General features: G+C 44.2%; 13 protein-coding genes. 3 read left to right on the top strand and 10 right to left on the bottom strand.

Features of this window, described 5'->3' with window-relative positions:
• Window positions 1–17 precede the first annotated feature (17 nt).
• The 3 genes from AAC033_RS01420 to AAC033_RS01410 all read right to left on the bottom strand — a co-directional run bounded on the left by AAC033_RS01420 (window position 18) and on the right by AAC033_RS01410 (window position 4,676).
• Window positions 18–2,507: a Smr/MutS family protein gene (locus AAC033_RS01420; protein ID WP_339734588.1), complete on the bottom strand. Its 2,490-nt coding sequence runs from the start codon at window positions 2,505–2,507 to the stop codon at window positions 18–20.
• A 66-nt stretch (window positions 2,508–2,573) separates the two neighbouring features.
• Entirely contained in the window at window positions 2,574–2,963 is a 390-nt protein-coding gene (locus tag AAC033_RS01415; RefSeq protein WP_339734586.1) for a response regulator, read from the bottom strand.
• A 48-nt stretch (window positions 2,964–3,011) separates the two neighbouring features.
• Complete coding sequence (locus tag AAC033_RS01410; RefSeq protein WP_339734584.1) at window positions 3,012–4,676, bottom strand: amino acid carrier protein; 1,665 nt, start codon at window positions 4,674–4,676, stop codon at window positions 3,012–3,014.
• Between the two features lie 204 nt (window positions 4,677–4,880).
• On the opposite strand from AAC033_RS01410, the gene AAC033_RS01405 reads away from it, so the two are divergent.
• Window positions 4,881–5,129 (top strand): hypothetical protein, encoded by a 249-nt coding sequence (locus tag AAC033_RS01405; protein WP_339734582.1) that lies wholly within the window; start codon window positions 4,881–4,883, stop codon window positions 5,127–5,129.
• 5 nt (window positions 5,130–5,134) lie between these two features.
• Window positions 5,135–5,341 carry a PspC domain-containing protein gene (locus AAC033_RS01400; RefSeq protein WP_339734580.1) on the top strand — a complete coding sequence of 69 codons (207 nt, stop codon included), beginning with the start codon at window positions 5,135–5,137 and terminating at the stop codon, window positions 5,339–5,341.
• Here AAC033_RS01400 and AAC033_RS01395 read toward each other — a convergent pair.
• The 5 genes from AAC033_RS01395 to AAC033_RS01375 all read right to left on the bottom strand — a co-directional run bounded on the left by AAC033_RS01395 (window position 5,338) and on the right by AAC033_RS01375 (window position 10,858).
• Window positions 5,338–7,473, bottom strand: a complete 2,136-nt coding sequence (locus AAC033_RS01395) for a Tex family protein (protein WP_339734578.1) — start codon at window positions 7,471–7,473, stop codon at window positions 5,338–5,340. The two genes, AAC033_RS01400 and AAC033_RS01395, sit on opposite strands and share 4 nt — an antisense overlap.
• Before the next feature lie 167 nt (window positions 7,474–7,640).
• Window positions 7,641–8,726, bottom strand: a complete 1,086-nt coding sequence (locus AAC033_RS01390) for a septation protein IspZ (RefSeq protein ID WP_339734576.1) — start codon at window positions 8,724–8,726, stop codon at window positions 7,641–7,643.
• 37 nt (window positions 8,727–8,763) lie between these two features.
• On the bottom strand, window positions 8,764–9,285 hold the full coding sequence (locus tag AAC033_RS01385; RefSeq protein WP_339734574.1) for an FKBP-type peptidyl-prolyl cis-trans isomerase: 522 nt from the start codon (window positions 9,283–9,285) through the stop codon (window positions 8,764–8,766).
• Between the two features lie 17 nt (window positions 9,286–9,302).
• A complete protein-coding gene (locus AAC033_RS01380) occupies window positions 9,303–9,812 on the bottom strand; it encodes an FKBP-type peptidyl-prolyl cis-trans isomerase (protein ID WP_339734572.1) in 510 nt (169 codons plus the stop codon).
• Window positions 9,813–9,817: 5 nt separating this feature from the next.
• Window positions 9,818–10,858, bottom strand: a complete 1,041-nt coding sequence (locus tag AAC033_RS01375) for a bifunctional oligoribonuclease/PAP phosphatase NrnA (protein ID WP_339734570.1) — start codon at window positions 10,856–10,858, stop codon at window positions 9,818–9,820.
• 116 nt (window positions 10,859–10,974) lie between these two features.
• On the opposite strand from AAC033_RS01375, the gene ndk reads away from it, so the two are divergent.
• Complete coding sequence (gene ndk / locus AAC033_RS01370) at window positions 10,975–11,394, top strand: nucleoside-diphosphate kinase (protein ID WP_339734568.1); 420 nt, start codon at window positions 10,975–10,977, stop codon at window positions 11,392–11,394.
• On the opposite strand, the gene AAC033_RS01365 is transcribed toward ndk, so the two are convergent.
• Window positions 11,391–11,681 carry a DUF721 domain-containing protein gene (locus AAC033_RS01365; protein ID WP_339734566.1) on the bottom strand — a complete coding sequence of 97 codons (291 nt, stop codon included), beginning with the start codon at window positions 11,679–11,681 and terminating at the stop codon, window positions 11,391–11,393. The two genes, ndk and AAC033_RS01365, sit on opposite strands and share 4 nt — an antisense overlap.
• Window positions 11,678–12,787, bottom strand: coding sequence for a DNA replication/repair protein RecF (locus AAC033_RS01360; RefSeq protein WP_339734564.1), 1,110 nt, complete (start codon window positions 12,785–12,787; stop codon window positions 11,678–11,680). The genes AAC033_RS01365 and AAC033_RS01360 overlap by 4 nt, the downstream gene beginning before the upstream one ends.
• Between the last annotated feature and the right edge of the window lie 85 nt (window positions 12,788–12,872).

Here is a 12,872-nt window from a genome sequence, read left to right as displayed (position 1 = left end):
CAATGCCTTTTCGATCTTTAGCTGAGTTCCACAATGGTGATTCCGGCACCGCCAAACTGCACATGTTCGTCGCGATAGGACTGAACGATTGGGTCGGATCCCAAGAAGCTGCGGATCATTTCGCGCAAAATGCCGTTTCCTTTTCCATGCAGGATTCGTAATTCGTGAACATCCAACATGATGGCTTCATCTAAAAAGGCCTGAATATTTGAAACGGCTTCTTCGCCCCGTTGTCCGCGAACATCAATTTCAGGTCTGAAGGTACTGCGCTTTTCAGACAGTTTTCGATGCACATTCGGCAGCGTCTTGTTGGTTCCGCGAAGTTCTTTCTTCGCCTCGTTGTTACTTATCTTCTGTAATTTTTTCCGATTCACCGAAGTCCGCAACTGTCCAAACGCAACCACCACGTTTTTATCGCCAATCTCGAGCACTTCGCCAATGCTGTTTTGGCCTTCCATCCGCACCTTATCGCCGGGCTCCAATTCGTCTTTTTTCTTTTCGGGAGCAGCCATTTTTTGTTTCTGTGGCTTATTGGGGCGGATCTGGTTTCGCTGTTTTTCCTTTTCTTTTAGCTTCTGAATTTTCTTATTGATCCATTCGTCATCGGCCTCTTCGGGTGCTTCAATTTCCTCCTTAAAATCGGAAAGCTGCTTGCGAATAGCCTTTGTTTTCTCTTTTTCAGCCTGGCTCTCGCGAATTTCGCGGATGGCGTTTTCGACCCGCTTATTGGCTTCGGCCAACACGCGGACAGCCTCTTCTTTGGCTTCGGCAATAATTTGCTTACGTTGTTTGGCCATGTCGCTCAGGTCGTGCTCATATTTTTCAGCCATTTCATCCAGGCTGCGCTCCACTTTCCGTATTCGCTGACGTTTCGATTCCCAGTACCGTTTGTCGCGCACAATATCGCGCAGGTGTTTGTCGAAATTAATGTGGTCGACACCAACCTTTTCGGTCGCTTCCTGCAGGATGGCCTCAGGCATGCCAATTTTGCGGGCAATCTCAAACGCGAATGAACTTCCCGGCTTACCAATTTGCAACTGAAAAAGCGGTTCCATCTGGTGATTGTCATACAGCATAGCGCCGTTTTCAATGCCATCAGCCGACGAGGCAAAATGCTTCAAGTTGGTGTAGTGAGTGGTGATCACCCCGAAAGTACCTTCTTTGTTTAACTGATCAAGAATGGCTTCGGCAATGGCACCTCCAATCATCGGTTCAGTGCCCGTCCCAAATTCATCAATCAGTACCAAAGTGCGATTGTTCGTAAACTTCAGAAAATGTTTCATGTTCATCAGATGCGAACTGTAGGTACTCAGATCATTTTCGATGGACTGCTCATCGCCAATGTCGATAAACAGTTGTTCGAAAACTCCGGTTCTGCTTTTCTCATCCACCGGAATTAACAATCCGCACTGCAACATGTATTGCAGCAAGCCCACGGTTTTTAGGCAAACGGACTTTCCCCCCGCGTTGGGCCCCGAAATCAACAGCAAGTGCTTTTCCTGGCTCAATTCGATATCCAACGGAATGACTTTCCGCTTTTCGCGCTCCAGGGCCAGCCGCAATAAAGGATGAACAGCCTTCTCCCAAAGCAATTGGGCTTTGTTTTCCATCGCCGGTTTAATGGCGTCCAGCTGAATGGCCAGGCGTGCTTTGGCCCGAATAAAGTCGATGGTTCCCAAAAAATCGTACAAGCTAAACAAATCGTGCAGATAGGGCCGGATATCATTCGAAAATTCAATCAGAATGCGCACAATTTCGCGTTTCTCGGCATATTCCAGTTCGCGTATTTCGTTGTTGATTTCCACCACCTCGGCGGGTTCAATGTATGCTGTTTTGCCCGTAGCTGATTCGTCATGCACAATCCCGTTGAGCCGTCGTTTCATGGCAGACGAAACCGGAATAACCGGCCGCCCGTCACGAATGGAAACGGAGGTATCTTCATCGACTAGCCCATCGCGCTGTGCCTGCCTCAAAATGCTGTGCAAACGTTTAGACACATTGCTTTGCTTGCTCAGCAATTCGCGACGGATTCGCCCCAATTCAGGCGAGGCATTGTCTTTTATTTTTCCATGCTGGCTAATGATTTGATCAATGCGTTCTTTGACATAGGGAAAAACCTGGATTGGCTGAACTAAGGCATGGAGTTTTGGATAGAGTTCTTCCTTTTGGTTTCCCAGGAAGCGAATGATGGCTGTAACGGTCTCAAGCGACCGCTTCAGATCGAACAATTCATTCACTTCCAAAAAACGCCCTTCGGTTTGAATTTTGGAAAGCGACTGGCGTAAATCGAAATAATAGTTTGTTGGGAAATTATCATTCTCAACCATCAAACGGGAAAATTCATCGGCTAAACCCAACTCCAGCTGAATAGCATGGAAGTCAGTCAAAAAGGAAATTTCGTCGATCCGGTCTTTGCCAAGTGTTCCCAGGCAGTTGCCTTTCAACAAGCTGCGTATGCGGTCGAAACCAATTTTCGATTCAAAATTTTGAGGATATATTTTTGCCATTCCAGTTTTGTACGTATCTCAATTGTCCGGCAAAAATAGAAAGATGTGAGGTCTAATAACAGAATCTCAGTTAAAATCTTTTACGATTTCCAGAAATTCATTGATTCGAAAAGGTTTTAGCATCGAGGCATTCATTCCGGAATTAAGGCAGGCTTGCGTTTCATGCTCTGTATCACTACCTGTTAGAGCAATAATGATTGCCGGATTTTCCAGCCCATTTTCCTTTTCATAAGTTCTTATTTTCTGTGTTGCCTCATAGCCATCCATGACCGGCATTCGTCCATCCATCAAAATAATGTCATACGGATTTTCGCAATACATTTTAAAGGCGTCCATACCGTTACTGGCTAAGTCAATTTTGCCAATGGTATTTCTTAAGGACATGGAGACAACCCGCTGATTAATTGAGCTGTCGTCAACAACAAGAAGGGATAATTTTGTTAGGTCGCTTTTCATAAGTGTCAAAAAGAATAAGACAAAAATAAATTAAAAAAATGGTTCAGTTTATCGATTCCCGAAAAAATCCGAATATTCTTTCCAAAAGGCCTTGACTTCCGATTTCATCTCTTTACGTAACATCAAAATACCAATTAAGTTTGGTATAGTCATCATAGCAATGGTGATTCCGGAAAAAGTCCAGACAATGGTTGTATCTGTAAATGAAGCAAAAAAGAATCCAACAACATACACAATCCGATAATAAATTTCTCCTTTTATTCCGAAAAGAAACGTAACAGCCCTTCCGCCGTAATACGACCAGGAAATGGCTGTAGAGAAGGCAAACAGCAACAAGCCGATAGCGACAATGTAGCGCCCGGAGGCTCCAAACCAACTTTTCGTAAATGCCTCCGTAGTGAGCGGTGCGCTGTGGATCAGCGATTTTCCATGGATCGTGGTTCCATCTTCAACCGGCAGGTGCCCATTAATAATATTTAGCATGCCAGTATAAGCTTTTCCATTTTTGCTAACCATGATTTCTTCAGCCACCGAGCGGGCATGCAGAATGGTCACATCGCCAACAATCTGGCCATCGGTGACCTCCAAGTCTCCGGTATATCGGGCCAACTCCGTTCTTCCCAAAAGAAAGTCAGCCAGTTCCTTCCGATCAGCCTCATTGGTTTCAATATAATTACCGGCCAGTACTTCCAGGTCAGCTGATTGAAACTGGTTGTCCATTTTTTCGTTCCACACTCCCGAGGAAAGAATAACCAGTCCGGTAAGCATACAAATAATAATGGTATCGATGAAAGGTTCGAGCAAAGCCACCAGCCCTTCGGAAACAGGCTCGTGAGCACGTGCAGCTGCGTGAGCAATTGGCGCTGACCCCTGCCCTGCCTCATTGGAAAACAGTCCGCGATTGACCCCGCGGTTGAAAGCGAAGGCAAAGCTGGCGCCCAAAAAACCACCTGCCGCCGACGAGCCGGTAAACACATCGCTGAACACAGATATTACTGAAGGACCGATGTTCTGGTAATTAAAAAGAATGACTGCGATTGCACCAACGAAATAAATGATCGCCATAATAGGGACTAACCGGGAGGTCACTTTTGCTATCCGCTTGATTCCGCCGATAATCACAAATCCAAGTAAAACTGCGAGCACTGCTCCTGTAACTACTTTATCGATCCCAAAAGTTGCATGCACCGAATTGGCGATGGAATTGATCTGGGGCAAATTTCCGGTTCCAAACGAAGAGAAGATGGTGGCAACGGCAAAGATTACCGCCAGCCATTTCATATTCAGCCGGTTTTTCATGTAGTACATGGGTCCGCCAGCCATTGTGCCGTCCGCTGTCTTTTCTCGGTATTTGTGCGAAAGCGTCACTTCAACGAATTTTGTGGTCATCCCCACCAGCGCGGTAACCAGCATCCAAAACAGCGCAGCCGGCCCGCCAAGATGAATCGCCAACGCCACTCCGGCAATATTACCGGTACCCACCGTTCCTGAAAGTGCGGTCGTTAATGCCTGAAAATGCGACGTGTCTCCTTCGTCGCCATCCCGGTCGAACTTACCACGAACAATTCGAAAAGCAGACTTTAAGTATCTGAATTGAGGAAATCCCAAGTAAATCGTAAAAAAGAGCCCCGTACCCAACAATAAAAATACAAACCACTGACTTCCTCCGATATATCCATCAATAACAGAGAGAATCTCATTCAATTTATTCATAGTGTCCGCTTAAATCAGGTAGCTAAAATAACACATCGTTTTCTTCTGTTAAAATTTAAAAGCACATTCGCCAGTTTTTCTTTCATTTCACAACTTTAAAGAAGTGATTTCCGTCAATATTTTAATCTAAAAAAACTCACAAAAAAGCTGAATAACATTCAGTTTTTTCCATAAATTTGCTTACAAATAATAAAGAAAGAAGCTATGTTACCAAAATTCCTACTTGCAGATAATTCTCAGGAAACACCCGACACCATTTTCGTAGTGCACACCGAAGAACCTAAATTCATTGTTGAAAGCGACATCGAAGATTTCTGGTCAAACCAGGAGATTCACTGGCTAAGCGAAGAGCCTGACTCCAAAGAGCTTATTAAACAACTATTGGAAGACGCTGAAGAATACCTGGAAGCTGAATTTGAAAGCCAGGAAAATCTATTTGATGAAGAAGATTAAGTGCTATGGAGACAAACGACAGCCCAAAAAAGCGCTTAACCCGGTCAAGCAATAAGATGATTGCCGGTGTTTTAGCCGGATTTGCTGAGTATTTTGATATTGATCCTTCTTTGTTGCGAGTGATTTATGTCGTCGTGTCAATCTTAAGTGCCGGATTTCCGGGACTTTTGATTTACCTAATTTGCTGGATTTTCATTCCACCGCGAAGCTAAGCCTGCTCCACATCTTTCAAACTCAGCTGGATTCGTTTTCGAGCGATGTCCACATCGGTGACTTTTACCTTCACATGTTCATGTAGTTTAACCACTTCGTTTGGGTCGCTAATAAAACGATTGGCCAGTTGCGAAATATGCACCAGCCCATCCTGCTTGACCCCTACATCAACAAAGGCGCCAAACTTGGTTATGTTGGTCACGATACCCGGCAAAACCATCCCTTCGTGCAAGTCTTCAATTTTAAAAATACCTTCAGCAAATTCAAATACTTTGATGTTTTTACGCGGGTCACGCCCCGGTTTCGCTAATTCGGCCTGAATATCTTTCAACGTGGGAAGTCCGACAAACTCTGCACGGTAGTTTTCAAGATTGATTTTCTGTTGCAGTTCTGCTGATTGCATCAGTTCAGTTATAGTACAATTTAAATCTTTGGCCATTTGCTCTGCAATGTGGTACGATTCAGGATGCACGGCCGAATTGTCGAGTGGATTCTTTGCTTCAGGAATCCGCAGAAAACCAGCAGCCTGCTCATAAGCTTTGGCACCCATACGGGGAACTTTGAGCAATTCTTTCCGTGAACCGAAGGCTCCGTTGTCCTTCCGATAATCCACCATGTTTTGCGCCAGCTGCGGCCCTAGTCCCGAAATGTAGGTCAATAGATGTTTTGAGGCGGTATTCACATTGACTCCCACCTTATTTACCGCGAGTTCAACAACAGTGTCCAAGCTGTTCTTCAATAATTTTTGATCCACATCATGCTGGTACTGCCCCACCCCGATTGACTTGGGATCAATTTTAACCAACTCGGCCAGTGGATCCATCAGGCGGCGGCCTATGGAAACGGCCCCACGCACGGTGACATCATAGCTGGGGAATTCCTCACGTGCCACTTTAGAGGCTGAATAAATGGATGCGCCATCTTCTGAAACCACAAACACTTTGATATCGCGGTCGTAGCGCAACTTTTTGATGAAGTGTTCTGTTTCGCGACTAGCCGTCCCATTTCCAATGGCGATGGCATCAATATGGTAGGCGCCTACCAGCGAAGTAATTTTACGGGCAGCCTGCTTGGTCTCTTCCTGCGGTTTGTTGGGGTAAATGGTTTCGTTGTGCAGCAGATTCCCCTGCTCATCCAAACAAACCAGCTTGCAGCCAGTGCGATAACCCGGATCGATAGCCAACACCCGTTTTTGTCCAAGAGGGGCTGCCAACAGCAGTTGCCGCAAATTTTCAGCAAAAACCTGAATTGCTTCACGATCCGCTCTCAATTTGGAAGCTTGGGCAAATTCTGTTTCAATAGCCGACGATAGCAGGCGCTTATAACTGTCTTTTACGGCTTGCTGAACTTGCTCTCCGCAAGCATTTTCAGACCGGACAAAAAAACGGTTTAAACGCTCCAAGATATCCGCTTCTTCCGGGCCAATAGAAATCCGCAAAACACCTTCGTTCTCGCCCCTTCGCATAGCTAGTAACCGGTGTGACGGGCAACGTTTTAACGGCTCCTCCCAATCAAAATAATCGCGATACTTTTCGCCCTCCTCGTCTTTTCCTTTCACAACTTTACTTTTGATTGTGGCTTTCAGTTCAAAAGCCCGACGAACCATGTTCCGCGCTTTCTCGTTTTCACTCACCCACTCGGCAATAATATCACGGGCTCCGGCAAGTGCCTCATCCGCCGATTCCACCTCCCCCGTCACAAATGCGATCGCCCGGCTTTCCACATCACGCTCCTGCTGCTTCATTAAAATTTTTGCCAGAGGCTCCAGGCCTTTTTCACGAGCAACCAAAGCTTTGGTCTTTCTTTTGGGTTTGTAAGGCAGGTAAATATCCTCCAATTCAGTCGCATCAAAGCATTGGTCAATCCGGGTCTTCAACTCACTGGAGAGCAGATCTTGTTCCTCAATAGTTTTTAGAATCGTCTCCTTTCGCTTAACCAGTTCTTCCAACCGAGCCTTTTCGTCCTTGATATCTCCGATCTGAACTTCATCAAGACTACCCGTCATTTCCTTTCGATACCGCGAAATAAAAGGAACCGTAGCACCTTCGTCCAGAAGACCAATTGTATTTTGAACCTGAAGAAATGGTAATTGAAGTTGATCAGCGATGCGCTGAATGAGTTGTGTGTTCATGTCTTGGAAAATTTGGGAAACGAAGATAATGGTTTTTGAGCGGGCTGCCTTATTCCGCAGAAATAAATATTGATAAGAACAACAGAAACCAATTCGCTTAAAATGCCTGATTGAAGTATGCGATTCAAAAGAATCTAAACACAGCAATTGGATCAGAACCTGACCGCTTAATGATCATTTAGGTTGAACAACAGATGACATTCATGCTCAAAATTTGGAGTGAAGATGCCTTTTCCCATATTTTTCACAATCTGGTTTCTCGTCCAGAAACGGCCTTCTTCTACCTCTTCGGAATGAAGCTGTATTCCTTTAAAGTCATGCGTAATAAACACAAACACCAATTCACGTTCCAACGCACTTTCCCAAACGTATTGTTTAGCCAGTTTCGCAGAAAAGTCCTTAAGTCCTATTTCTTCCCAGGCTTCGCGCTTTAAGCTAAGATGCACATCTTCGCCAAAAGCCACATGCCCGCCAACGGCCGTGTCCCACTTGCCAGGCTGTACCAACTTATTCATGGGGCGTTTTTGCAGGTAAATAGCACCCTGGCGATTCAACACGTGCAGGTGAACCACCGGGTGCAGCAGCTTCTGTCCGTTGTGGCATGCTGAACGAGGCGCTTTTCCAACCACTTGTCCCTCTTCGTTGACGAGCGGCAACATTTCTTCCTCATCCAGTGCAATTTGCACTTTTGATTGAGACTTCCTGTGTCTCAAAAATTCAATGCCGAAAACGACTCCAAAAAGGATGTAAAACAGACCCCCGCTGATAAACGCCCAGGCCTCACTCGACAAATAAAATGCAGCGTAAAATACAAGTAAGGTATGGCCCGAAAAGATAACAAACATGAGCCTCAAACTGGCTCGCATCCGATTCATTTGCCCATCATCGATGACCATATCCTTTAGGTATCGTTTGCTCATTAGGCCAACAATATTCAACCTTGAAAAAGCTGAAACAGCAAGAATCGCACAAAGTATCAATTCTATGAGCGCCGGTTTCATCTTAAAAAAGATGTCGTTATCCAAAACGATTGAAACTCCACCCAAAACCAGCAAAAGGATCGTGTCGAACAATACAAAGCGGTCGAAGCGTTTTTCCCGGATACCGATCCAAACCAACTCGACAGAACCGATCGCCAATGCTGCCATCAATCCGGCCTTGGTTCCCCAAATTTCATCCACCGCTATAAAAACAAAAAGCGGAATAAACCCGGGCAATAGTTTTTTTAGAAGTTGTACTCGTTGACTTAGCATCTGTAAAAAAACAAAACCCGCACAAGCGGGCTTTCATTTATTCGTCTTCTGAGTTGTTTTGTGTATCCGACAATTTATAATGCTTATACACTTCCACATCAAATATCAGGGTCGAAAAGCGCGGAATACCAAGAGTGGTATTGTTAGTTGCACCATAAGCCAGATTCGAAGGAATAATCAAGGTAGCTTTGCCGCCCTGGGTCATGTAGGTAATCCCTTCACTCATTCCTGTAATGACATCCGAACTCCCGACAACAAATTCGAAAGGTTCATAAGGAGAAGTCGCATCAAACAAAGTGCTGTCGATAAACATACCGGTATAATATATTTTCACCCGGTCGCCCGGCTTAATGGTGTCACCAGTACCTTTGAGCTCTTCAATATAGTACATCCCCGACGCGGTAGGCTCAACGGTAATCTCGTTGGCCTCTATAAATGCATCTAATTTAGCAAGTTCCTCTGCCCGTAATTTTTCCAGGTCAAGTCCGTCATTTCCGCACGAAACAGTTAGAAAGATCACTGATCCGATGGTCGTCAAAAAGAATAATATTTTTTTCATCTGTCTATGCTATCGTTTTATTCGTAAATCGCAACAAGTTTAATTTGAAAGGCAATGGTGGTATAAGGGGGAATTGCTCCTGAACCAGTTGCTCCATAAGCCATGCCGGAAGGGATAATAAACAAGCCTTCAGTGCCTTCATTCAATAACGACAAAGCAGCCTCAAAACCAGGAATTAAACCTTCTCCCGGAATGTACCTGAATTTCCAAAGTCCGTTGACATAATGCTTGGCCGAAGTATCAAAAACATACCCATTCTCGGGTATGAATCCAGTATATTCGATACCGATTGAATCGCCGACCTGAACATAGGCCCCCTCGCCGGTTTCAGCTATGACATAGTAAATTCCAACTGCTGCAGTATCCACATTATAATCACGTTCCTCCAGCGTATCGATATATTCGGCCAACAGTGCCGCTTCGCGTGCCGGCGTATAATCAATTTGCTCTTGCTCCACGGGATCGTCGAAGCACGAGTAAGCGGCAATTAATACAATTGCTATGAGTAAAAATTTGATCCGTTTCATTTGTTTCATCCTTTTGATTTTGTTTTAACCAACAATTCCTGATAAGCCGGCAATAGTTTGCGGTATCGATCCAGCGTTTCCGTTAATGATCCATAAACCTCTCCTCCAGCTGCGTTGCGATGTCCTCCGCCATTAAAATTTTCGGAAGCAAACTCATTGGCGGGAAATTCGCCTTTCGATCGGAACGAAGCTTTCACCATGTCATCCCGCTCTGTGAAGAGCGTACTAAAGTGAATTCCCTTGATTGACAAAGGATAATTAACAAAGCCTTCGCTATCGCCGGGGACAAAGTTAAATTTTTTCTGGGTTTCTTTCGACAAATACATCACCGCGGCATGATATTCCGGAAAAACCTCCATGCACTCGTTTAAACAGTAACCCAACAAGCGCATACGGTCGGCTGAATAATTGTCAAAAACCTTTGCGTGAATGTAATCCTGATCAATCCCAAATTTCAAAAGCTCACCCACCGTTTGAAACGTTTGCGGATCAGAGACATTGTAATCGAACGATCCGGTGTCGGTCATGATGCCGCAAAACAAAGCCTCGGCTGCTTCGCGGTCGAGATACTTTTCAAAATCCATTGCCCTGAGCACGTGATAAACCAACTCGGCAGTCGATGAACATTCCGGGTGCGAAATCAGTACATCCGGAAAGTCCTGTGGATAAGGGTGATGATCGATCAAAACACGGGGCTTCGCATAATTCTCAACCAACGATTTCAAATCGCCGGTTCGCGACATATGATTAAAATCAAGGCAGATTAACAGATCAGATTCCTGAAAAAGCTGCCTGATTTTCTTGGGTTTCTTCGAATAAAATGTCACCTGCTCATGGCCGGCCATCCAATAATAAAATTCCGGGTAATCGTTCACAGAAATCACCTCAACCAGAATTCCTGAGTTCTTCAACACGCGTGAAAGCCCCAGTGCCGACCCCACAGCATCACCATCCGGATTGACATGAGGTAAGATAAGAACCTTCTGATTTGGCTTGGAAATCAGTTCTCTAAATGATTTAATTATTTCTATATCAAGTTCTTTCAAGACGATTTTTTTTCAATTCGAGTACAAATATAAAAATAATGCATCCTGCATTTACTTTTAGTTAATTTATTTTCTAAATTCGTTTGGTGTGTTTCACTTCCAAAAAATAAATTAAAATGAATGATAACCAAACACTTACTATAATAAAGCCCGTTGCCGTTGAACACAACTTTACAGGACCAATTATTCAGAAAATCACCGATTCAGGCTTTAAGGTCCGCGCTATAAAAATGACTCAGCTCACTAAAGATCAGGCTGGTGAGTTTTACGCCGTACACAAGGACAAACCCTTTTATGAAGATTTAACAACTTTTATGAGTTCAGGCCCCATCGTAGCCATGATTCTTGAAAAAGAAAATGCTGTTAATGATTTTAGAAAGTTGATTGGAGCCACTGATCCGGCTGATGCCGAAGAAGGAACCATCCGGAAATTGTATGCGGAGTCGAAATCGCACAATGCTGTCCATGGTTCTGACAGCGATGAAAATGCACAAATTGAAAGCGACTTTTTCTTTTCTAAGCTCGAGCGGTATTAGCGAAACACAATATCTTTTACAATTGCCTCACCGGCTTGTTCGTTCAAGCGGGTTTTCAATTGCTGTTTCATCATAACTAATTCGCTACGCAAAGCCGGCGAACTGGTTTTCACAAACAAAGTGCCGTTGCTTATTCGAAGCGACTCCGTATAGCGAGCAATAGTTCGTCCCACCACTTTCTCCCACGAAGCAATCAAATCGACTTCGGTCAGTTTCTTGTGCAATTTATTTTCCTCAATGTAATCTTTGAGTACATCGCTTAGTTTTTGTGTGTTGCTTCGTCTCATTTTTTAACTTCGTTTACCGTTCCGTCAACCACCTGAAAAATTTTATAATCAGCATCAATTTCGGCAATCATCTGGTCTAAATGCTCGCGATTGGTATCGGTGATGAAAATCTGGCCAAAATGGTCGTCAGCAACTAACTTTACGATTTGTTTCACCCGATGTTTGTCCAGCTTGTCGAAAATATCATCCAGCAACAAAATTGGTGTCATCTCTGCCAATTCCTTAATAAAGTCGAACTGGGCTAGCTTTAATGCCACCAAGTATGTTTTCTTTTGTCCCTGCGAACCGATTTTCTTAATCGGGTATTCGCCGAGATTAAAAAGAATGTCGTCTTTATGAATTCCCACCGAAGTATATTGCAACATGCGGTCTTTTCCAACCGATTCCTGCAACTGCTGCTCAAAATTGCCTTCATAAAGGGTCGATTCGTGCACCATTTCAATACGCTCTTTTCCCGACGAAATCAGCTCGTAGTAATGCTGGAATATGGGTTGGAACTTTTCCAGGTACTCCATCCTCTTTTCATGAATCAACTGTCCGTAATGAGCCAACTGGTCGCTCCAAACGCTGAGGCTTTCCTCATTAAAAAAGCGTTCACTAGCAAAATGCTTCAACAGCTTATTTCGCTGCAGCAAAGCCCGGTTATACCGAATCAGGTTGTCCAGGTAAACCTGGTCGTACTGCGAAATCAAAGAATCAAGAAAGCGTCGGCGCTCATCGCTACCGCCCATAATCAGGTCATTATCTGAAGGAGTAATCAAAATCAACGGTAACAAACCAATGTGCTCCGAAAGTCTTTTGTAATCCTTCTTATTTCGTTTAAAATGTTTTTTTTGGCCGCGCTTCAATCCACAATAAATATTCTCCTCATTATCTAAACGCTGATACTTTCCCTGAATCACAAAAAAATCGTTGTCATGCCTGATATTCAATCCGTCAACCGAATTGGAAAAACTTTTGCAGAACGACAGGTAATAAATGGCATCCATCAAATTGGTTTTTCCGGCTCCATTGTTGCCGATAAAACAGTTCAGGTTGGACGAAAAGCTTAAACCCGCTTCCTCGAAATTCTTAAAATTAACCAGCGATAAATTCTGAATGTGCATGCGTGAATTTCTATTTGAGTAGCAAAACTAAGAAAATAAAGAATGAAGCTGGAATCAATCCTGATCTGATGGGGAAATATTTTAC

Source organism: uncultured Sunxiuqinia sp. (assembly GCF_963974515.1).
Lineage (GTDB): Bacteria > Bacteroidota > Bacteroidia > Bacteroidales > Prolixibacteraceae > Sunxiuqinia.
Note: the sequence above shows the minus strand (reverse complement) of the source record. Positions and strands in the feature narration are given on the sequence as shown.